The sequence below is a fragment of the Stenotrophomonas sp. BIO128-Bstrain genome, from assembly GCF_030128875.1.
In the GTDB taxonomy this organism is placed as follows: domain Bacteria; phylum Pseudomonadota; class Gammaproteobacteria; order Xanthomonadales; family Xanthomonadaceae; genus Stenotrophomonas; species Stenotrophomonas bentonitica_A.
Genome location: NZ_CP124620.1, coordinates 4,199,093 through 4,220,284, shown reverse-complemented (window position 1 = coordinate 4,220,284; position 21,192 = coordinate 4,199,093). Strand labels below are relative to the sequence as shown.

The window sequence follows — 21,192 nt, the reverse complement described above, 5'->3', positions numbered from 1 at the left end:
GTTTGCCCTTAACAATTCGGATCGTTAAGCTCCCGGCACATAGCCGTGAATTCTTCATGAGCAATCGGAGCGCCTCAACGTGTCAACTGTGCGCCTTGCCACAAGTCCATTGGCCCTGGATATCGCAACAATCGATCGCTTCCTGGCCCACAGCCACCGCCGCCGTTATCCCGCCCGTACCGACGTGTTCCGTCCGGGGGATCCGGCAGGCACCCTGTACTACGTCATCAGCGGCTCCGTCTCAATAATGGCTGAGGAAGATGACGATCGTGAGCTGGTGCTGGGCTACTTCGGCTCGGGAGAGTTCGTCGGCGAGATGGGGCTGTTCGTGGAATCGGACCGCCGCGAGGTGATCCTGCGCACCCGCACCCCGTGCGAACTGGCCGAGATCAGCTACGAACGCCTGCATCAGCTGTTCCTCGGCCCGCTCTCCGCCGATGCCCCGCGGCTGCTCTACTCGATCGGCCAGCAGCTCTCCAAGCGCCTGCTCGACACCAGCAGGAAAGCCAGCCGCCTGGCCTTCCTGGACGTGACCGACCGCATCGTGCGGACCCTGCACGACCTGTCCCGCGAGCCGGAGGCCATGAGCCACCCGCAGGGCACCCAGCTGCGCGTCTCGCGCCAGGAGCTGGCGCGCCTGGTCGGCTGCTCGCGTGAAATGGCCGGCCGCGTGCTCAAGAAGCTGCAGACCGACGGGCTGCTGCATGCCCGTGGCAAGACCGTCGTTCTGTACGGCACCCGTTGATCCTGCCCGCGTAGTGCCGGCCGCTGGCCGGCAACCATGCAGATCCCCCCTTGCCCGTCGACCTGGACGAGGTGGCCGGCCAACGGCCGGCACTACCTGCCCATTTGCCGCTAGGCTGTTCGCATGGAACTTGGCAGCGAATTCTATTGGTTCATCCTGATCGGCCTGGGCGCACAGCTGGTCGATGGCGCATTGGGCATGGCCTTCGGGCTGGTGTCCTCCTCGGTGATGCTGAGCATGGGCGTGCCGCCGGCAGCCGTGAGCGCCAGCGTGCACACCGCTGAAGTCTTCACCACCGGCGCCTCCGGGGTGTCGCACCTGGTCGCCGGCAATGTGGACCGCCGGCTGTTCCTGCGCCTGGCCCTGCCCGGCGCGGTCGGTGGTGTGGTGGGCGCCTACGTGCTGACCCAGCTGCCCGGTGACGTGATCCGCCCCTTCATCTATATGTATCTGCTGGTGCTGGCGATCTTCATCCTGCTGCGCGCGGCCGGCCGGATGCTGCCGGCGCAGGAAGTGAAGCGTGTCCCGCTGCTGGGCTTCGTGGCCGGCCTGCTGGATGCCAGCGGCGGCGGTGGCTGGGGCCCGGTGGCCACCTCCACCCTGCTCGCCCGCGGCGGAAAGGCCCGCACCACCATCGGCACGGTCAATGCCGCCGAGTTCGTGGTGACCCTCGCGGTGTCGATCACGTTCCTGCTGACCATGGGCGTGCAGTACCTGAACATCGTCGCCGGCCTGCTGATCGGCGGCATGATGGCCGCGCCGATCGCCGCGATTCTGGTCAAGAACGTCAAGGAACGCTGGGTGTTGATCGCCGTCGGCGTGCTGGTCCTGGGCATCAGCCTGTTCCAGATCAGCCACGCAATCGTGCAGTGGCGCGCAGGCTGAGCCGGACGCGACACGCTTTTCAGCCCTTCCCGGGCGTTTTCAGCGCCGGATCAGACCGGGTCGCCGGCCCGGTCCACGCAGCCCCAGTTGAGCACCGGGGTACCGGGGGCAGCACCTGGCGGAAGTACGCCACCCGCGAGGCCTTGGGATTGACCACGACCGGCGCGGCCGCGGCCAGCAGCAGCGGCAGGTCGGCGCTGCTGTCGGAGTAGGCGACGTCGATCTCGCCATAGCCGCGCTCGCGCAGCATCCGCATCTTTTCTTCGTTGTGGCAGTGCCGGGTGGCGATGACCGCGCCCAGGAACGGGCCGACCTCGCTGCCGATCACCGGCACGCCCTGGTGGGCGACGAAGGCCAGGATCGCGCGGGCCAGTTCCGGCGGCGCACCGGTGGCGACCACCACGCGGTCTCCGGCGGCCCGGTGGCGGGCAAACACCTCCAGCGCGACCGGCAGCAGGCGGCGGCGGATGTCGGCCTCGTGCTTGAGCACGTAGCGGTCGATCACCTTGTTGAACTCGCGCGCCCGGTGCAGGCCGAACGTGGCGATCCAGACATAGCCGGAGATGCCGCGGCGCCGGGTCGGCAGGAACGCCACCAGCGGGCCGAGCAGCGGCGTGGCGATGAGGGCGGCCAGCAGCCGCAGCGGGTTGCGCTTGATCAGCCAGGCGAACAGATGGCTGCCGGAATCGCCGTCATACAGGGTGTGATCGAAATCGAAGACCACCAGCGGGGCGTCGTCGCGCGGCGTTGGGTAGATCGCTGTCATGCGCTGAAGAATAGCTGACGCAGGCCCTCGCCGGGCTCTTCCACGCGCATGAAGGCCTCGCCGACCAGGAACGCATTGACCCCGGCCTCACGCATCACCGAGACATCGGCCGGGCCGAGGATGCCGCTTTCGGTGACCAGCAGGCGGTCGCGCGGTACGGCCTGGCGCATGTCCAGCGTGGTCTGCAGCGAGACCTCGAAGGTGCGCAGGTTACGGTTGTTGATGCCGATCAGCGGCACCGGCACCTGGATGGCACGCTCCAGCTCGTCGATGTCGTGCACTTCCACCAGCACGTCCATGCCCAGCTGCATGGCCAGGTCGGAAAGCTCGGCCAGCTGGCGGTCGTCCAAAGCAGCCACGATCAGCAGGATGCAGTCCGCGCCGAGCACGCGCGCTTCATACACCTGGTAGGCATCGATCACGAAGTCCTTGCGCAGCACCGGCAGCGTGCAGGCCTCCCGGGCCTGCTGCAGATAGGCATCGCTGCCCTGGAAGAAGTCCACGTCGGTCAGCACCGACAGGCAGCTGGCGCCACCGAACTCGTAGCTCACCGCGATATCGGCCGGATGGAAGTCAGGGCGGATCACGCCCTTGGACGGGCTGGCCTTCTTGATCTCGGCGATCACGGCCGGGTTGCCGGCGGTGATCGAGGCGCGCAGCGCATCGGCGAACCCCCGCACCGGCGGGGCCTGCTCCACGCGCGCGATCAGCGCCTCCAGCGGCACCTGGGCACGGCGTGCGGCGACTTCTTCGGCCTTGCGGGCCAGGATGGTATCGAGGATGTCGCTCATGTCATTGGGGTCCTGGAGGCCGGCCATTATCGGCCAGCCCCGCTGAATTCTGAAAACGCGGGCTCAGACGGCCCCGCGGATGCGGCGGGTGGCGGCTACGTACTGCTCCATCCGCGAGCGCGCACTGCCATCGGCCAGCACCGCGCGCGCGCGGGCCAGGCCATCGGCGATGCTGTCGGCGACACCGGCCACATACAGGGCGGCGCCGGCGTTGAGAGCGACGATGTCCAGCGCCGGGCCGGGCTGGTTGTCGAGCACGCCGCGCAGCATGGCGATGGATTCCTCCGGACTCTCGACCTTGAGGTTGCGGCTGGCCGACATCGCGATACCGAAGTCTTCCGGATGGATCTCGTACTCGCGCACCTTGCCGTCGCGCAGCTCGCCGACCAGCGTGCCGGCACCGAGCGAGATCTCATCCATGTTGTCGCGGCCCCACACCACCAAGGCGCGCTCGGCACCGAGTTCGCGCAGCACGCGTGCCTGGATGCCGACCAGATCCGGGTGGAACACGCCCATCAGCACATTGGTCGCACCGACCGGATTGGTCAGCGGGCCGAGGATGTTGAAGATCGTACGCACGCCCATTTCGCGGCGCACCGGCGCGACGACCTTCATCGCCGGGTGGTGCATCGGCGCGAACATGAAGCCGATGCCGGTTTCGGTGATCGCGCGCGCGACTTCGTCGGGGGTGAGGTCGATGATCGCGCCCAGCGCCTCGACCGCATCGGCACTGCCGGACTTGGAGGAAACACTGCGGTTGCCATGCTTGGCCACCTTGGCCCCCGCCGCGGACACCACGAACATCGCGCAGGTGGAGATGTTGAAGGTATGCGAGCCATCGCCGCCGGTGCCGACGATATCCACCAGATGCGCCTTGTCCTCCACCGGCACCGCGAGCGCGAGTTCGCGCATCACGGTGGCCGCACCGGCGATCTCGCCGATGGTTTCCTTCTTGACCCGCAGGCCGGTCAGGATCGCGGCGGTCATCACCGGCGAGACCTCACCGCGCATGATCTGCCGCATCAGGTCGACCATTTCGTCGAAGAAGATTTCGCGGTGCTCGATGGTGCGCTGCAGGGCTTCCTGGGGGGAGAAGGTCATGCGGGGGTCCTTTGTGATGCAGGTGCAGCGCGCTCAGCGCTGCAGGAAATTCTTCAGCAGGGCGTGGCCATGCTCGGTGAGGATCGACTCGGGGTGGAACTGCACGCCCTCGACCGGGTACTCGCGATGGCGAAGGCCCATGATCTCTTCGATCGAGCCGTCCTCGTTCTCGGTCCAGGCGGTCATTTCCAGGCACGCCGGCAACGTGGTCTTGTCCACCACCAGCGAGTGGTAGCGCGTGGCCTGGTAGCGGTCCGGCAGGCCGGCGAACACGCCCTTGCCCTCATGCCGGATCGGCGAGGTCTTGCCGTGCATGATGTTGGTGGCGCGGATGACATCACCGCCGTAGACCTGGCCGATGCTCTGGTGGCCCAGGCACACGCCGAGGATCGGTGTGGTCGGGCCGAGCCGGCGGATCAGCTCCAGCGACACGCCCGCTTCGTTGGGCGTGCACGGGCCGGGCGAGATCACGATGCGCTCGGGCGCCAGCGCGGCGATCTCATCGACGCTCAACGCGTCGTTGCGCACCACCTTCACCTCGGCGCCCAGCGTCTGCAGGTACTGTACGAGGTTGTAGGTGAAGCTGTCGTAGTTGTCGATCATCAACAACATGGTCAGGGTCCGTCTTGAATGGGGAAGTGGCGTGCGCGCAACCGCGCACGGGCCAGGCCGTTCGGCAATGCGCCGTTACAGGCCCTTGGCAGCCTGCGCGACCGCACGGAACAGCGCGCGGCCCTTGTTCATCGTCTCGTCCCATTCCTTGCCGGGATCGGAGTCGTAGACGATGCCGGCACCGGCCTGCACGTGCAGGCGGCCGTCCTTGATCACCGCGGTGCGGATCGCGATGGCGGTGTCGGCATCGCCATGCCAGCCGATGTAGCCGATGCTGCCGGCGTAGACGTTGCGCTTGATCGGTTCCAGCTCGCGGATCACTTCCAGCGCGCGGATCTTCGGCGCACCGCTGACGGTGCCGGCCGGGAACGTCGCACGCAGCACGTCTGCATAGCTCAGGCCCGGCTGCAGCTGCCCGGTGACTTCGCTGACGATGTGCATGACGTGGCTGTAGCGCTCGATCACGAACTGCTCGCCCACTTCCACCGTGCCGGCCTTGGACACGCGGCCCGCATCGTTGCGGCCGAGATCGATCAGCATCAGATGCTCGGCGCGCTCCTTGGGGTCGGCCAGCAGTTCCACTTCCAGCGCGTTGTCTTCTTCCACCGTCGCGCCACGCGGGCGCGTACCGGCGATCGGACGCACGGTGACTTCCCCGTCCTGCAGGCGCACCAGGATTTCCGGCGAGGAACCGACCACCTGCACATCGCCGGTATCGAGGAAATACATGTACGGCGAGGGATTGAGCGCACGCAGCGCGCGGTACACATCCACCGGGCGCGCCTTGAACGGCACGCTCAGGCGCTGGCTCAGCACCACCTGGAAGATGTCGCCGGCGCGGATGTATTCCTTGGATTTGTCGACCGCGGCGATGAAGCCTTCGCGGGTGAAGCCGGAGACGAAATCGTTCTCGTCCAGCACGTCGCGGGTGATCGGCGCGGGGTAGCCGGCACCCGGGGCGCGCAGCTTGGCGACCAGTGCATCCAGCCGTGCCTGGGCCTCCTCCCATGCACCGGGCTGGCCCGGGTCGGCATGCACGATCAGGTACAGGCGGCCCTTGAGGTTGTCGAACACCGCCAGTTCTTCGGAGTGCAGCAGCAGGATGTCCGGCGTGCCCAGCTCGTCGCGGCCACGCGGCGGCGCCAGGCGCGGTTCGATGTAGCCGATGCACTCGAACCCGAACCAGCCGACCAGGCCCCCGGTGAAGCCGGGCAGACCGGCCAGCTTCGGCACCGAGTGGGCGCTGCGCAGGGCCTCGACCTCGGTGAACGGGTCGGCGACCTCGCGGGTTTCCACCACGGTGCCGGATTCGCTGATGGTCAGGGTATGGCCGTGGAAGGCATACACCCGGCGCGCCGGCAGGCCGATGATGGAATAGCGCCCGAAGCGTTCGCCGCCCTCGACCGATTCAAACAGATAGGTATGCGGGCCGTCGGCGAGCTTCAGATAGACCGAGAGCGGCGTGTCCAGGTCGGACAGCACTTCACGGACGACGGGGATGCGGGTGTGGCCTTCAGCGGCCTGCTGCTGGAACTGCTCGAGCGTAATCAAGACGACTTTCCTTCCGGGAAACGGCGGTGGCGGGACGGACGACGGCAACAGGCCACCATCGCCACCAACGGCGAGCGGAAGAAAGGGTATGCGGGGTCGTCAGAATGGACACCCGGCGACTGTACCTCAGCCCGGCGCGGGGGGGAACCCCGCCCGGGCCTGCGTGCAGCCGCTCCAAGGCCGACGTGGCGGCCCACTCCGGCATGGAGCGACTGCCCGGGCGTCAGTACAGCGGCAGCGGGCGCTCACTGGCCAGCATGCCGTTCAGGGTGTCCAGCATCCTGACCAGGTCCACCTGCCGATGCAGGCGGGTCTTCTCGAAAATGCTCTGCAGGCGGGTCCGCGCACTCCCGACACCGATGCCGCAGGTCGCTGCGGCGGCCGACAGCTCGCCCTGGTGATGCAGCGCTACGGCCAGCGTCGCTTCGCCCGGGGTCAGGCCGAAAAGCTCGCGCAGGGTGGCGGACAGCCCCGCCGAGGAGCGGCGCACCAGCGTGTTGACCGTCATGACGAAACGGGCGGTGCCCGTACCGGGAATGTACTTTCCATAGGGCCGAAGCGATGCGAATCCTGCCAGGAGTCCATCTGCATCGTGCAGAGCGACGATATCCTCTCCGGGGTCCTGCGCCGGACCGCCCCGCAGCGCCAGGCGCCGGACCAGGGCATTCCAACCCGCCCGCGAGGCGGGATGCACCGGCTCCAATGCCGCCTTTCGGCGCACACGCAGGACGCGCGCCAGCAGCATCTCCTCGCCCCCGGCATTGACCGATACTGGCCGCAGGTTCTCATCGAGAAGCAGCAGGGCCAGCGTTCCTGCCTGCCGCCACGCGTCCTGCAGTGCCTGGCGCAGCTCGAAGGCATTGACGAAGTGAGGGGCCAACGCTTCGCACAGTGCCACCTCGCGGGCATCGAAATCACCGCGCCGCTCGGTTCCCACGAAGGTCAGCATGGTCACCTGGTCCGGCTTGCGCGAGGCACACAATGCCACCGAACGCAGCGTGTCGATCTGGCGCAGGAAATCCAGGTAGTACCGCGTTCCACGCATCTCATCGAGCGTGGCCACCCGATCGCTGACGATGACGCTGCCAGCACGCATCGTCGGCGCGGCCCGGTTGAACCAGAGGTTGTCCACCGAGTAGAGCGTGTCTTCGTTGAAGCGCTCCACCGTACGCGGGTCGGCCATCGCGCCGGCCGCGACCAGCGCCCTGTGTCGCCCCCCGTGCACGTCGCGCAGGGTCACGCTGCCGGAGTGGCAACCGACTGCGCGACCGAGACGTTCAACGAATGACTGCATCCGCTCCGGGTCGGTGACCCCCGCGTACAGCTCTTCCATAAGCTCCGCTTTCACAACCATCTCCTGTGTTGTTCGTCAAGTCATGTCCATGACCTGCGTCGCTGCGCATCTGGACGCAGATTTGCCGCCATCCCATCACCACGTCAAGGACGCCATGGCCCTCTCTGCGCTGCGATCAGTTTCTACTGCGCTCACCCTGTCCCTGCTGCTCGTCGGATGCGGCGGCAGAGGCGATGCAGCCTCCCCGAGTACCGATAAGGACAGCAACGCCGCTGCGGCCGAGGGTGAGGCAAACGCCGATAAACCGGCGCCCACCCCCCTTCCTCAAGCCGACCTGGCCAAGCCGCTGGCCGAGTACCGCAAGTTGGATAGCGGCCAGCAGGTCATGTTTCTTTATGCCGCCATGTCCAGGCTTCCGACGGATTTCGACACGATGGCCAGCCTTGCCTCGCAGGAATACCGCGGCACCGCCGATACCTTCCGCCGCAAGGACCTGATGGGGGCGCTTCGCCCGCAGCTCGAACAGAGCATCGCAGACGCTGGCCGCTCGCCCTATTACTGGAGCGAACTGGAGGATGCCGACCTGCAGGCCTATGACTTCGAGCGGAAGGGCTTCCCGGTCGGCGAATTCAACGGCGGCAAGTACCGCTACTTCATGGACATTCCGGAGTACAGCTACACCTGGGCCAATCCCGCGCAGGTCCAGCTTGCCCCGGTCGCTGACGAAACGGTTGCCCGCCAGCTCGAAGGGCTTCGCAGCCGATGGAACAGCAAACCCCGGCTGCGGACCTACTTCTTCGTCCAGTCTGCCGATCTGAACCAGCGTCGCATCAATGCCTATGTCACGCATGTCCAGCTTCTGGACCGCAGCGGACGCGTCCTGGCGTCCTACTCGCCCGATCCGGCGGTGGCAGCGCAGCCAGCGGAAGAGGATCCGTGCGTTTCACCGGAGGACTGCGCACGGCGTGCGTTGGGCAGCTGATCGTTTCGGAATCCACAGGGGAATCATCCATGAATCAACTCAATGAAAGCGACGTCCAGAACGCGCTGCAGCAGCGCCTCGTGCGCGAGGAAGCCGGGCGGCGCGCAACCGACGGCCTGATGCGCACGGCCAGGACGCTGCGATGGATCGGCTGGGGCTGCGCGCTGGTGCCGATCGTCGGCATCGTCGGTGTGGTGCTGTTCCTGCTCAGCACGATCCTGTGTTTCGCCTATGCGCAAAGCAAGGGGAACCCCGATGGCATCAAGCAGTTGTTGATCACCTTGGCCAGCCTGTTCGCTGCGGGCATCGTCTGGGTGCTGGTCAATCTCACCGTGCTCGGCCTGTTTGGCGCAGCCATGTCCATGCATTGAGGATCTGCACATGAACGGAATCACCTTGAAGCAGTCGCTGCTGTCGGCCGCTGCGGCGGCCGCATTGCTGGCCGGTCAGGCCGTGCCTGCCCACGCACAATCCGCCGACGCGCTCCGTCGTGAGAACGCACAGCTGCGTGCCCAGCTGGACGCGTTGAACCAACGCTGCGGCGTGCCAGCCCCCGACAACACCGGCGCACTGGAGCGATTTGGCGATATCGAAGCGCGACTGGATTCGATCCGGGCAGGACAGCGCACGCGCGGCTCGGTAGAGATCACGGTGACGATGACACTGCGCAATGTGTCGTCGCAGCCGATGGTGTTGAATTATGAGTACGACACCTTCAACGTGACCGACAGCCACGGCTATACCTACCGCTTCTTCGGCGGGCAGGACAAAGACACGATCAAGGGCATCCCGATCGCCACCACGAACCGGGTCGACCCGACCTTCACCCTGCTGCCAGGCCGATCCAGCACGGTCACCTTCCTCGTGCAGCGCGCCATGAACGAGGCGCAGACCCCGGGCAGCCGCTTCGATATCAGTGCCAGCTTCGGCCAGTACGAAAACCTGGGCCAGGGACGACTGCGACGGCTGCAGACATTCCCCGTTTCCTTCAAGGATCGCCCAGTCACGTCGGCCGGCGTCGCCACGGGTATCGGCGGGCGCGCGGATCAGACGGTTGAAAACGCGGCCGGCAGGTTGTTGGACCGCCTGTTCAAGTGAGCCGGGCACGGCAGGCGCCACCACGCGCCAGCCGTATGCAGGACGGCCCCGCAGCCGCGCCGGGACTCAGGCCCTGGACAGCAGCGGGCTGTCCAGCGCCACATGCAGGTTCACCCGCCCCGGCACGCAGTCGATGCGGAAATGGCGGGCTTGGACCGGCTCGCCATCCAGATTGAGGGTCAGCGGCGCCTCGGCCTCGATCTCCACCCACGGCGCCTGGACACGTTCGGCCACCTGTTCCAGCGCACCGCGCTTGCCGCCCTTGACCAGCGCAGCGAAGGTGGACGCCACCTCCCCGCTCAGCTCGGGAATCACGGTGATATCGAGCACACCATCGTCGATCAGGGCCTCCGGGCACAGCACTTGGCCGCCGCCGGCCTGGCGGCCGTTGCCAACGCCCAGCGCGATGAAGCCACCGGCCCATTCGAAGCCCGGCGCCCGGACCCGCGCCTGGATGGGATCGATCCGGCCCAGCCGCGAGACCCCGGTCACCAGATAGGCCAGCCCGCCGAGCACCTTCTTCAGGCCCTCATCGGTCTCCACCGTCACCTCGGTGCCGAAACCGCCACTGGCTACGTTCGCGCACCACCACACCTTGCCGTCGGCATCGATGCGCAGCAGATCGACCGGCCGCGCCGGCGCGTGCCTGATCAGCTCCAGCGCCGCCAGCGGTTCGTCGGGAATTTCGGCCGCCGTGGCGAAGTCATTGGCCGTGCCCAGCGGCAACAGGCCCAGCGACGGCAGTGCATCGGCCGGCTCCTCGCGATGGGCCAGCGTCTCGGCCACCTCGCTGAGCGTGCCGTCTCCGCCGGCCGCGATGATCGTGTCGACCCCGTGTGCGATCGCCTCGGCCACGTAGCGCTCGGCATCGCCCGACTCCCAGGTCACCCGCACCTCCAGCTGCACCCCGCGCTCGCGCAGTGCTGCCACCGCCTCGCGCACATCCTCATTGCCGGTGGCCTTGCCGTTGAGGATCAAACGCCAATGGGGACGGCTCATGCGGTACTTCCAGGGAGTGGGGAAGCGAAGGCTAGCAGCGCGCGGGGTGGCCGTCGGTGAAGCCGGCGAAACCGTTCAGCCGAGCGCCATGACCGCGACCCTCAGGGGATGCTTTTCCGTGTACATCGGCTCGTTTACATCGACATCGATGCCGCCGTCTGCACCGTCTTCTTCAAAGCACATGTATCGAGGGTTGTTCCAATCGTCGACCACGATGGCTTGCACAACGCTGCGGATATCCGTCGTTTCAACGTAGTGGCAGCCAAATGGCAGATGGCCGTGCCCGAATGACACCAGACTCAGGCGCAGCTGCCGCACCATCGCGTCGTGCCAGCAGTAGAACGTCATTGCGTGACCCGCGACCTGCGAGGCCCGGTGCGTGGCAACCCGGTTGATGAAGGCAACCACCGGCTCAACTTCCAGGTTCATTTCTGGAGGTGGAGAGAAAGCGCAGAGATTCCCACGCGCCTCGGTATTGATGGAGTCCAGATCAACGACCAGTGCATCTTCTGCCGCAAACTGGAACCATGATTCAAGCAGCGCAACGACATCGGCATCATTTTCCATCGACGCATTCTAGTGCGCATGCGCTGCTCTCCACAGGGCCATTGACGACATCATGTCATCTGCCTGTCATCGGCCACCGGGAGAATGGAAGGCCATAGCAGGGAAGATGGATGGAGGCAGGATCAGCCTCCCGCTGTTCCCGGGGCCGCATCTGCAAGGGTGCGGTCTTTTTTCTTGCCGCCGGGAGGGCAGCCGACCAACGGTCGGCTCTACCGGGTGCTCAGCCTTCGGCGAAGGTCCGCAATGCCTCGCCTTCCATCCGGTACACCGTCCACTCGCTTTGCGGCTTCGCACCGGCGGCCTGGTAGAACTGGATCGCCGGTTCATTCCAGTCCAGCACCGACCACTCGAACCGGCCGCAGCCTTCGGCCACCGCGATCCGTGCGATGTGCTGCAGCAATGCCTTGCCGGCCCCGCTGCCGCGCCGTTCCGGGCTCACGTACAGGTCTTCCAGGTAGATCCCGTTGCGGCCCAGCCAGGTCGAGTAATTGTAGAAATACACCGCATAGCCGATGGCCACGCCGTCGGCCTCGCAGATCAGCGCGTGCGCTTTCGCTTCCGGCCCGAACAGGCTCGCGCGGATGCCCGCTTCGTCGGTCTGCACCGACGACTCGGCCTTCTCGTAGATCGCCAGCTCGCGGATGAAGCGCAGGATCAGCGCTGCATCGTCGGCGGTGGCCACGCGGATGGTCACAGTGGCCACCGTCATGGCTCAGCCCCGCGCTTGGGCGACGTTCTGGCGCATCTGCGCGATCACGTCCTGGTAGCTGGTCTTCGCATTGAAGATCGCCGAGCCGGCCACGAACGCATCCGCACCGGCCGCCGCGATGGCACCGATGTTGTCGGCCTTCACGCCACCGTCGATCTCCAGGCGGATGTCCTTGCCGCTGGCATCGATCTTCCTGCGGATCGCGCGCACCTTGTCCAGCGCCGAGGGAATGAAGGCCTGGCCGCCGAAGCCCGGGTTGACCGACATCACCAGCACCAGGTCCAGGTCATCGAGCACCCAGTCCAGGATGTCCACCGGCGTGGCCGGATTGAGCACCACGCCCGGCTTGCAGCCCAGCGAACGGATCAGCTGGATGGTGCGGTGCACGTGGCGGCTCGCCTCCGGATGGAAGCTGATGTAGGTCGCGCCGGCCTCGGCGAAATCCGGAATGATGCGGTCCACCGGCTCCACCATCAGGTGCACGTCGATCGGTGCGGTCACGCCATGCTTGCGTAGCGCCTGGCAGACCAGCGGGCCGATCGTCAGGTTCGGCACATAGTGGTTGTCCATCACATCGAAATGCACCCAGTCGGCGCCGGCCGCGAGCACGTTGTCCACTTCCTCGCCCAGGCGGGCGAAATCGGCGGACAGGATGGAGGGAGCAATGATGCAGTTGGACATGGCCGGGACCTTCAGGATGTTGAAAGGGGGCGCCGCGCGGAATCAGCGCTTGCGCAGGGTCTTGATGCGGTCATAGGCGGCATTGAGCTGGCGCGACTTGCGCTCGGCCTGCTGGCGCAGCTCCGGGGCGGCGCCGACCACCTTGTCCGGGTGGTACTGGGACATCAGCCGGCGGTAGGCCAGGTCGATCTCGGCATCGGTCGCCTCGGAGGTCAGCCCCAGCTCGCGGTAGGGGTTTTCCCTGTTCAGCCGGAACCAGTCGGCGTCGAAGGCATGCCCCAGCAACAGCCCGAACGCGGCCCCGAACAGCGGATTGGGCCTGAACAACAGGGCGCCAGCGATGAATCCGAGCAGTTTTCCGTACCAGCGCATGGTGGTCTGGGCAGCCGAGGCGACAAAGGATCCTCATTTTACGTCACAGCGGGCCCAACCCGCTTTACACTAGGCCGCCCGCTGTCTGTGCGGGCCCTCCGGGTCCCCTGGACAGCTGTCATGACGAAGCCTCAGGAGTGCCCGTGCCGACCACGTTGTTGCAATCCGATCTCCCCGGCCTGCCCTTGCGCCATCGCGGCAAGGTGCGTGATGTTTTCGACATTCCGCGCGACCGGCTCCCCGCCGGCACTCCGCCGGGGGACTACCTGCTGATGGTCGCGACCGACCGTCTGTCAGCCTTCGACGTGGTGCTGCCCGATCCGATCCCCGGCAAGGGCGAAATGCTCTGCCAGGTCTCGAACTTCTGGTTCGCCAAGACCGCGCACCTGATGCCCAACCACCTGACCGGCATCGATGTCGCCAGTGTGCTGCCCGAGGGTGTCGATCCGGCGCTGTACGCCAAGCGCGCGGTGGTCACCCGCAAGCTCAAGCCGGTCCCGGTGGAGGCGATCGCCCGCGGTTACCTGATCGGCAGTGGCTGGAAGGACTACCAGCGCACCGGCAAGATCAGCGGCATCGAGCTGCCTGACGGCCTGCGCCAGGCCGAGCAGCTGCCCGAACCGATCTTCACCCCCTCGACCAAGGCCGCCGTCGGCGACCATGACGAGAACATCGATTTCGATGCGATGGTGAAGGCGGTCGGTGCGGACCTGGCCGAGCGCGTACGCGATGCGACCCTGCGCATCTACGCCTTCGCCGCCGACTATGCGCGCGAGCGCGGCATCATCCTGGCCGACACCAAGTTCGAGTTCGGTACCGATGCCGATGGCCGTCTGTACATCATGGACGAGATGCTGACCCCGGATTCCTCGCGCTACTGGCCGGCCGACGAGTACGAGGTGGGCACCAGCCCGCCAAGCTACGACAAGCAGTTCGTCCGCGATTACCTGGAGACGCTGGACTGGGGCAAGACCGCGCCCGGCCCGAGCATCCCGGCCGAGATCATCGAACGTACCCGCGCCAAGTACGCCGAGGCGCTGCAGCGCCTGGCCGGGATCTCCGTCGACTGATTCGCCTGCGCCCCCGGCCGTGATGGCCGGGGGGTCCCGGCCGTAGAGTCGACCGTTGGTCGACGGCCGCGGACGTTGGTGGCCTAGTGCCTGGGTGAGAGCAAGCCGACCAACGGTCGGCTCTACCCGCCCGGGGCGGTATGCTCTGCAGATCCTGGGAGGGACCATGGCCACCACCGTCGCACGCCCGATCGACCGCTACTTCGCCAGCTATTCCGACGACCACCGCAATGTGCTGAACCAGCGCATCCACGTCCTGGCCGTCCCGGCGATCGCGTGGTCGGTCATCGCCCTGCTGTGGTGCCTGCCGCCGCTGATCACCTGGTTCCAGAACGGAATCTGGGCCGGCCTGGCGATGTTCGCCGCCTGGTGCTTCTACAACCGTCTTTCGCGCACGCTGGGCTACGGCATGCTGGCGTTCTTCTTCGTCAGCGGCTGCGTCTGCCGGTTGCTGGAAGCCGAGATCGGCCTGGTGAACCTGTTCTGGCTGGCGCTGGGGGTTTTTGCCGTGGCGTGGGTGGCGCAGTTCATCGGCCACAAGCACGAAGGCCGCAAGCCGAGCTTCCTGACCGATCTGGTCTACCTGTTGATCGGCCCCCTGTGGGTATTGGCCAAGCTCTATCGCCGGATGGACTGGCGCTACTGACCCGCTTTTCCTGAACGAGCGCGGACACTCACCGGCACTCCACGCCGCACCCTCCAGCATCGTCCCCAGTGGCCTTTCGAGCGACGGCCACCGTTCATCTTCGTGCACACCGTTTCGGCCCCGCAGCCCCTGCGACGCCTGGTTCCGGATCCGTTTCCACAGGCGTCGGGAGGCCACAGTCGGCAAAGTCACCAGCGGGCTTCCATACGGCCGCCGACGGACCCGAATGGGGCCGGGCGCTGCCCGGAAAAAATGAATCAGTGCACGTTACATGCAATTGAGGGCGTATTCGGGTGTATCGGCAGCAATTGCCTGCCTGTTAGACTGAACGGCCTGCTCGTGAATCCCGCATTCCCTGCATGAATCCTAGTCTGCTCCTGCTGCTCGCCCTGCCCTTCCTGATGGCAGTGGCTGTCGCTTCATTCCGCCGCACCTCCCGCTCCACGGCCGCCTGGGTAGCCGCGGCCGCTCCGCTGGGGGGACTGGCGCTGTTGGCGACGATGACCCCGGCGATCATGGACGGCGGCATCGTCCGCAGTTACGGGGAGTGGATACCGCAGATCGGCCTGGCCTTCTCGCTGCGCCTGGATGGCCTGGCCTGGATGTTCGCCGGGATGGTGCTGGCGATCGGCGCACTGGTGGTGATGTACGCCCACTACTACCTCAGTGCCCGCGACAGCGCCCACCGTTTCTACTGCTACCTGCTGCTGTTCATGGGCGCCATGCTGGGCATGGTGCTGTCGGGCAACCTGTTGCTGCTGATGGTGTTCTGGGAAATGACCAGCATCAGCTCGTTCCTGCTGATCGGCTTCTGGTCGCACCGGCAGGACGCCCGCGAGGGCGCCCGGATGGCCCTGGTGGTCACCGGCGGCGGCGGCCTGGCCCTGCTTGGCGGCGTGCTGTTGATCGGCCGCATCGTCGGCAGCTTCGAACTGGATGCGGTGCTCGCCGCCGGCGATCTGATCCGCGCCAGTTCGCTGTATCCCTATGCGCTGTTCCTGGTCCTGGCCGGCATCTTCACCAAGAGCGCCCAGTTCCCGTTCCACTTCTGGCTGCCGCACGCGATGGCCGCGCCGACGCCGGTCTCGGCCTACCTGCACTCGGCCACGATGGTCAAAGCCGGTGTCTTCCTGCTGGCCCGACTGCACCCGGCGCTGGCCGGCACCGACCTGTTCTTCTATACGGTCAGCGGCATCGGTGCGATCACCCTGTTGATCGGTGCCTGGAACGCGATCTTCCAGCATGACCTCAAAGGCCTGCTCGCCTATTCGACGATCTCCCACCTGGGCCTGATCACGATGCTGTTCGGCCTGTCCGCGCCGATGGCGGTGGTGGCCGGTGTGTTCCACATCCTCAACCACGCCACCTTCAAAGCCTCGCTGTTCATGGCCGCCGGCATCATCGACCATGAAACCGGTACCCGCGACATGCGCAAGCTGGGAGGACTGCGAAAGCTGATGCCCATCACCAGCGCGCTGGCGATCATCGCTTCGCTGGCCATGGCGGGCATCCCGCTGCTCAACGGCTTCCTGTCCAAGGAAATGCTGTTCGCCGAAGCCCTGACCGCCGGGCCGGAGGCGATGCGCATCGCCATGACGATCGCCGCGCTGCTGGCCGGCGTGTTCGGTGTGGCCTACAGCCTGCGCTTCGTGCACGACACCTTCTTCGGCAAGGGGCCGCACGATCTGGACCGCGTCCCGCATGAGCCGCCGCGCTTCATGAAGGTGCCGGTGGAGATCCTGGTGGTGGTCTGCGTGGCCGTCGGCGTTGCGCCGGCGATCACCATCGCCCCGGTACTGCACGCCGCCGCCTCGTCCATCCTCGGCCCGGCGATGCCGGCTTACAGCCTCTCGGTCTGGCACGGGTTCAACATGCCGCTGGCGATGAGCGCAGCCGGTGTGGTCGGGGGCATCGCGCTGTACTTCGGTCTGCGCCGCCTGATCGACCTGCACGCGGTGGTCAGCCGCAGCATCGGCCGCAACATTTTCCACAAGCAGCTGGACCTGGTGTTCGGCTTCGCCCACCGGCTCACCCAGGGCCTGGCCAACGGCAGCCTGCAGCGCATGCTGATGGCGCTGGTGGTGGTGGCGGTGATCGTCGCCGCCGCCCCGTTCGTGGCCCATCCCGCCTCGCCCAACTGGCCCTCGCCGCAGCCGATCCCGCTGCTGGGCTGGGCCCTGTGGCTGGTGATGATGGCCTGCGCGCTGGGCGCGCTGTTCGTCTACCGGCAGCGTTTGCTGGCGGTGCTGGTGGTCGGTGGCGTCGGCCTGATGGTGTCGCTGACCTTCGTGTTCCTGTCCGCGCCGGATCTGGCCCTGACCCAGCTGCTGGTGGAGATGGTCACCCTGGTGCTGATGCTGCTGGGCATGAACTACCTGCCGATCCAGTCGCCGCCGGAGAAGTCGGTCTGGCGCAAGCGGCGCGATGCGGTGATCGCGATCGTCGCCGGTGGTGGCCTGGCCGCGATGGCGTACACCGCCATGACCCTGCCGCCCAACACCATGGCCGGCGAGCTGCTGGCACGTGCGCTGCCGGAGGCCTATGGGCAGAACGTGGTCAACGTGATCCTGGTCGACTTCCGTGGCTTTGATACGTTCGGTGAGATCACCGTGTTCGGCATCGCCGCGCTGGTGGTGCACGCCATGCTGCGCCGCTCGCGGATGGCACCGGAGCAGATCATGCCCGGCCCGCCGATCAAGCTGCCGGTACCGGCCGATCTTGCCCAGATCATGTTCCCGCTCACCCTGACCGTCTCGATCTTCCTGTTCCTGCGCGGCCACAACGCGCCCGGCGGCGGCTTCATCGCCGGCCTGGTGCTGGCCGTGCCGCTGCTGATCCAGTACGTCATCCAGGGCACCACTTCGGTGGAATCGCGCTTCGGCTTCGATTACATCCGCTGCATCGGTGCCGGTCTGCTGATCGCCATCCTCAGTGGCTGCGCCTCGATGCTGTTCGGCGTGCCGTTCCTGACCAGCGGCCATCTGGACCTGCACATTCCGCTGATCGGCGAGGTGCCGCTGGCCAGTGCGGTCGGCTTTGATACCGGCGTGTACCTGGTGGTGTTCGGCGGTGTGATGCTGATGCTCTCGATGATGGGCACGATCAAGCCCTCGCGCACCCGCAACGCCCGCAAAGGCGAGATCGATCCCACCCGCCGTTCGGCAAAAACCGGGGAGATGCACTGATGGAACTGGCCCTGGCAAGCGCCATCGGCGTACTGAGCGCGATCGGCATCTACCTGTTGCTGCGCGCGCGCAGCTTCGATGTGATCCTCGGCATGACCTTCCTGTCGTATGCGACCAACCTGCTGATCTTCGCCGGTGGCCGGCTGGTGCAGGGCAAGGCGCCGGTGCTGCGTGAGGGCATCGACAGCGACCTGGGCAACTACACCGATCCGCTGCCGCAGGCGCTGGTGCTGACCGCCATCGTGATCGCGTTTGCGATGACCGCGGTCAGCATCGTGCTGGCCATGCGCAGCCGCAGCGACAACCACAGCGACCACGTGGACGCGCACGAAGAAGAAGAGCTGCCTGCCGATACCGCGCCGGGCCGGGAGGGCGGCGCATGAACCATGCGGTGATCCTGCCCATCCTGATTCCCCTGTTCGGCGCGGCCTGCTCGCTGTTCGTCGAGCACCGCCGTTACGGGCCGAAGGTGCAGCGCACGGTGGCGTGGACCACGCTGACCGCGCTCGCCGCGGCGGTCGCACTGCTGTTCGCGCAGACCGCCGATGGCAGCATCGCGGTGTACCTGCTGGGCGACTGGCCTTCGCGGCTGGGCATCGCGCTGGTGGCCGACCGCCTCTCGGCATGGATGCTGGTGACCACCCTGCTGCTGGCCATCCCCTGCCTGCTGCACGCCTGCTCGGGCTGGGACCGGCGCGCGCCGCACTTCCATGCGCTGTTCCAGTTCCAGCTGGTCGGCCTCAACGGCGCGTTCCTGACCGGCGACATCTTCAATCTGTTCGTGTTCTTCGAGGTGATGCTGATCGCCTCCTACGGCCTGCTGCTCAGCGGCGGGCGCGGCCTGCGCATGCGCATCGGCCTGCACTACGTGGTGTTCAACGTCACCGCCTCGACCCTGTTCCTGATCGCACTCGGCCTGCTGTACGCCTCGCTGGGCTCGCTCAACATGGCCGAGCTGTCCCAGCGCATCGCCGAAGTGCCGGCCTCGCACCTGACCCTGGTCAAGGCGACCATGGGGCTGTTGCTGCTGGTGTTCTGCAGCAAGGCCGCGCTGATGCCGCTGTACCTGTGGCTGCCCGAAGCCTACGCGCGTGCGCCGGCTGCCGTGGCCGCCCTGTTCGCGATCATGACCAAGGTCGGCCTCTATGCAGTGCTGCGGGTCAGCACCCTGTGGTTCGGCGACGGTGCCGGCCCGATGGCCGGCTACGGCAGCCAGTGGCTTCTCTGGGCAGGCGTGGCCACGCTGGTGCTGGGCGGCCTGGGTGTCCTGGCCGCGGCGCGCCTGCGCGTGCTGATTTCCTACCTGGTGGTGGTCTCGGCAGCGACGCTGTTCATCGCCTTCTCGGTGCGCACACCCGAAGTGCTCTCGGCCGGCCTGTACTACCTGCCGCACAGTACCTTCGTGGCTGCCGCGCTGTTCCTCATTGCCGATCTGATCCGCCGCCGCCGCGGCGGTGCCAGCGACAGGAAGGAAATCATCGCGCCGATGCCGGGCAAGGAAACGCCGGCGGTGCTGTTCCTGATCGGCGCCGTCTCGGTGGCCGGCCTGCCGCCGCTGTCCGGCTTCCTGGCCAAGGCGGCCCTGCTGGCCGGCATGCCGGCGCAGTACACCTGGGCGGTCTGGGCCGCGGTGCTGGGCAGCAGCCTGATGGTGATCATCGGCCTGACCCGCGGCGGCATCCGCCTGTTCTGGCGGGTGCCGGTGGTCGAAGAAGGCGCCCCCAAACCGCGCAAGGCGCCCACGCGCACCGTGGAGCTGTTCGCCGCGGCGCTGCTGCTCAGCTACGGCATCGCGATGAGCGTGTTCGCCGGCCCGCTGATGCAGCACACCGATGCGATGGCCACCCAGCTGCTGCAGCCGCAGGACTACGTGGGTGAGCTGCGCGCCACCACGCCGGAGATCCGCCAGCCATGACGCGCAAGCCTTCCCTCTACAAACGCGTGCTGCCCTCGCCCTCGCTGAGCGTGATGGTCGTGGTGTTCTGGCTGCTGATGTCCGACAGCTTCACCCTCGGCCAGATCGTGCTCGGCATGATCCTGGGCGTGGTGGTGCCGCTGTTCGCCGCGCGGCTGGATCGCGAGTTCGCCCGCATCGGCTCGCTCCGCCCGCTGCCCAAGCTGCTGTTCGTGACCCTGTGGGACATCCTGGTGTCCAACATCCGGGTGGCGATCCAGGTGCTGGGGCCGGAGCGTCGCATCCATCCCGGTTTCATCTGGCTGCCGCTGGATATCGCCAACATCCACGGCATCGCCGCGCTGACCAGCATGATCACGCTCACCCCGGGCACGGTTTCGGCGGCGTTGTCCGATGACCGCAGGTATCTGCTGGTGCATGTGCTGCACCTGGATGATCCGGACGAGCTGATCCGGCAGATCAAATCCCGCTACGAAGCCCCGCTGATGGAGATCTTCCCATGACCGGACATATGTTCATCCAGACCACGATGGTGGTGTGCATGCACGTGGTCGGCCTGGCCATGCTGCTGGCCACCTGGCGCCTGCTGCGCGGCCCGACCGTGCCCGACCGCATCCTCGCCCTGGACACGCTGTCGGTGACGGCGATCGCCGAGCTGATGCTGTTCGGCATGTACCTCAACTCGGCGGTGTATTTCGAAGCCGCGCTGATCATCGCCATGCTCGGTTTCGGCAGCACGGTGGTGCTGAGCAAGTTCGTGCTGCGCCGGGACATCGTCGAATGATCACCTTCATCCAGATCGTGCTGTCGATCCTGCTGCTGTTCGGCTGCTTCTTCATCCTGGTCGGCGCGCTGGGCCTGGTGAAGCTGTCCACCTTCTTCAAGCGCCTGCATGCGCCGACCAAGGCCAGCACGCTGGGCGTGGGCTGCGTGCTGGTCGGCTCGGTCTGTTATCACATCTTCCTCGGCGAGGATCCGCAGCCGCGCGAGCTGCTGATCACCGTGTTCCTGTTCATCACCGCGCCGATCAGCGCGCACATGATGGCCAAGGCGGCGCTGTCGCTGCTGATGGAAACCCGGCCAGAGCTGCCGGGACACAAAACCGCCAAGGAAGAACAGCTGCCGCCGCCGGAACCGCGCCGCGCAGACGAGACCGACGATGCCAAGGCCCCCGTTTCCCGGGACAGCCAGTAGAGCCGACCGTTGGTCGGCTGCAACACGCC

23 protein-coding genes and 1 pseudogene are annotated in these 21,192 nt (G+C 66.6%); 13 read left to right on the top strand and 11 right to left on the bottom strand.

Annotated features, from left to right (window positions below):
- Nucleotides 1-79 precede the first annotated feature (79 nt).
- The gene (crp, locus tag POS15_RS19215; protein WP_019185314.1) at nt 80-745 is read left to right on the top strand and encodes a cAMP-activated global transcriptional regulator CRP; all 666 of its coding nucleotides are present in this window, start codon (nt 80-82) and stop codon (nt 743-745) included.
- A 123-nt stretch (nt 746-868) separates the two neighbouring features.
- Entirely contained in the window at nt 869-1,630 is a 762-nt protein-coding gene (locus POS15_RS19210) for a sulfite exporter TauE/SafE family protein (protein ID WP_019185313.1), read from the top strand.
- Between the two features lie 50 nt (nt 1,631-1,680).
- On the opposite strand, the pseudogene POS15_RS19205 reads toward POS15_RS19210, so the two are convergent.
- The 6 genes and pseudogenes from POS15_RS19205 to POS15_RS19180 form a co-directional block, all read right to left on the bottom strand.
- Nucleotides 1,681-2,396: pseudogene (locus POS15_RS19205) on the bottom strand (haloacid dehalogenase-like hydrolase).
- Nucleotides 2,393-3,187, bottom strand: a complete 795-nt coding sequence (gene trpC / locus POS15_RS19200; RefSeq protein WP_019185311.1) for an indole-3-glycerol phosphate synthase TrpC — start codon at nt 3,185-3,187, stop codon at nt 2,393-2,395. Before trpC ends, POS15_RS19205 begins: the two are co-directional and overlap by 4 nt.
- A gap of 63 nt (nt 3,188-3,250) precedes the next feature.
- Nucleotides 3,251-4,288, bottom strand: a complete 1,038-nt coding sequence (gene trpD / locus POS15_RS19195) for an anthranilate phosphoribosyltransferase (RefSeq protein ID WP_284128688.1) — start codon at nt 4,286-4,288, stop codon at nt 3,251-3,253.
- Between the two features lie 33 nt (nt 4,289-4,321).
- A complete protein-coding gene (locus POS15_RS19190; RefSeq protein ID WP_284128687.1) occupies nt 4,322-4,900 on the bottom strand; it encodes an aminodeoxychorismate/anthranilate synthase component II in 579 nt (192 codons plus the stop codon).
- Nucleotides 4,901-4,975: 75 nt separating this feature from the next.
- Nucleotides 4,976-6,451: an anthranilate synthase component I gene (gene trpE, locus POS15_RS19185; RefSeq protein WP_284128686.1), complete on the bottom strand. Its 1,476-nt coding sequence runs from the start codon at nt 6,449-6,451 to the stop codon at nt 4,976-4,978.
- A gap of 223 nt (nt 6,452-6,674) precedes the next feature.
- Entirely contained in the window at nt 6,675-7,799 is a 1,125-nt protein-coding gene (locus POS15_RS19180) for a hypothetical protein (protein WP_139146347.1), read from the bottom strand.
- A 34-nt stretch (nt 7,800-7,833) separates the two neighbouring features.
- Here POS15_RS19180 and POS15_RS19175 point away from each other — a divergent pair, with 34 nt between their 5' ends.
- The 3 genes from POS15_RS19175 to POS15_RS19165 are packed head-to-tail and all read left to right on the top strand — an operon-like array spanning nt 7,834 to nt 9,825.
- Nucleotides 7,834-8,727, top strand: coding sequence for a hypothetical protein (locus POS15_RS19175; protein ID WP_284128685.1), 894 nt, complete (start codon nt 7,834-7,836; stop codon nt 8,725-8,727).
- On the top strand, nt 8,682-9,098 hold the full coding sequence (locus POS15_RS19170; RefSeq protein WP_152663718.1) for a hypothetical protein: 417 nt from the start codon (nt 8,682-8,684) through the stop codon (nt 9,096-9,098). Before POS15_RS19175 ends, POS15_RS19170 begins: the two co-directional genes overlap by 46 nt.
- A gap of 10 nt (nt 9,099-9,108) precedes the next feature.
- Nucleotides 9,109-9,825 carry a hypothetical protein gene (locus POS15_RS19165; protein WP_284128684.1) on the top strand — a complete coding sequence of 239 codons (717 nt, stop codon included), beginning with the start codon at nt 9,109-9,111 and terminating at the stop codon, nt 9,823-9,825.
- Nucleotides 9,826-9,891: 66 nt separating this feature from the next.
- Here POS15_RS19165 and yegS read toward each other — a convergent pair whose 3' ends face one another.
- The 5 genes from yegS to POS15_RS19140 form a co-directional block, all read right to left on the bottom strand.
- Nucleotides 9,892-10,824, bottom strand: coding sequence for a lipid kinase YegS (yegS, locus tag POS15_RS19160; RefSeq protein WP_019185303.1), 933 nt, complete (start codon nt 10,822-10,824; stop codon nt 9,892-9,894).
- Between the two features lie 75 nt (nt 10,825-10,899).
- On the bottom strand, nt 10,900-11,391 hold the full coding sequence (locus POS15_RS19155) for a hypothetical protein (protein WP_284128683.1): 492 nt from the start codon (nt 11,389-11,391) through the stop codon (nt 10,900-10,902).
- Between the two features lie 220 nt (nt 11,392-11,611).
- Entirely contained in the window at nt 11,612-12,094 is a 483-nt protein-coding gene (locus POS15_RS19150) for a GNAT family N-acetyltransferase (RefSeq protein ID WP_284129670.1), read from the bottom strand.
- Nucleotides 12,095-12,103: 9 nt separating this feature from the next.
- Nucleotides 12,104-12,781: a ribulose-phosphate 3-epimerase gene (gene rpe, locus POS15_RS19145; protein ID WP_284128682.1), complete on the bottom strand. Its 678-nt coding sequence runs from the start codon at nt 12,779-12,781 to the stop codon at nt 12,104-12,106.
- A gap of 42 nt (nt 12,782-12,823) precedes the next feature.
- Complete coding sequence (locus tag POS15_RS19140; protein ID WP_019185299.1) at nt 12,824-13,153, bottom strand: DnaJ domain-containing protein; 330 nt, start codon at nt 13,151-13,153, stop codon at nt 12,824-12,826.
- 143 nt (nt 13,154-13,296) lie between these two features.
- On the opposite strand from POS15_RS19140, the gene POS15_RS19135 reads away from it, so the two are divergent.
- The 8 genes from POS15_RS19135 (at nt 13,297) to POS15_RS19100 (ending at nt 21,163) form a co-directional block, all read left to right on the top strand.
- Nucleotides 13,297-14,223: a phosphoribosylaminoimidazolesuccinocarboxamide synthase gene (locus POS15_RS19135; RefSeq protein WP_019185298.1), complete on the top strand. Its 927-nt coding sequence runs from the start codon at nt 13,297-13,299 to the stop codon at nt 14,221-14,223.
- Nucleotides 14,224-14,389: 166 nt separating this feature from the next.
- Nucleotides 14,390-14,869, top strand: coding sequence for an Mpo1-like protein (locus POS15_RS19130; protein WP_019185297.1), 480 nt, complete (start codon nt 14,390-14,392; stop codon nt 14,867-14,869).
- Between the two features lie 359 nt (nt 14,870-15,228).
- On the top strand, nt 15,229-18,054 hold the full coding sequence (locus POS15_RS19125) for a monovalent cation/H+ antiporter subunit A (protein WP_284128680.1): 2,826 nt from the start codon (nt 15,229-15,231) through the stop codon (nt 18,052-18,054).
- On the top strand, nt 18,054-18,437 hold the full coding sequence (locus tag POS15_RS19120) for a Na+/H+ antiporter subunit C (protein WP_019185295.1): 384 nt from the start codon (nt 18,054-18,056) through the stop codon (nt 18,435-18,437). The genes POS15_RS19125 and POS15_RS19120 overlap by 1 nt, the downstream gene beginning before the upstream one ends.
- Nucleotides 18,434-19,969, top strand: coding sequence for a monovalent cation/H+ antiporter subunit D (locus POS15_RS19115; protein WP_046273052.1), 1,536 nt, complete (start codon nt 18,434-18,436; stop codon nt 19,967-19,969). The genes POS15_RS19120 and POS15_RS19115 overlap by 4 nt, the downstream gene beginning before the upstream one ends.
- The gene (locus tag POS15_RS19110; RefSeq protein WP_070426120.1) at nt 19,966-20,472 is read left to right on the top strand and encodes a Na+/H+ antiporter subunit E; all 507 of its coding nucleotides are present in this window, start codon (nt 19,966-19,968) and stop codon (nt 20,470-20,472) included. The genes POS15_RS19115 and POS15_RS19110 overlap by 4 nt, the downstream gene beginning before the upstream one ends.
- Nucleotides 20,469-20,753 (top strand): K+/H+ antiporter subunit F, encoded by a 285-nt coding sequence (locus POS15_RS19105; RefSeq protein WP_019185292.1) that lies wholly within the window; start codon nt 20,469-20,471, stop codon nt 20,751-20,753. Before POS15_RS19110 ends, POS15_RS19105 begins: the two co-directional genes overlap by 4 nt.
- A complete protein-coding gene (locus POS15_RS19100) occupies nt 20,750-21,163 on the top strand; it encodes a Na+/H+ antiporter subunit G (RefSeq protein WP_019185291.1) in 414 nt (137 codons plus the stop codon). The genes POS15_RS19105 and POS15_RS19100 overlap by 4 nt, the downstream gene beginning before the upstream one ends.
- Nucleotides 21,164-21,192: the final 29 nt, after the last annotated feature.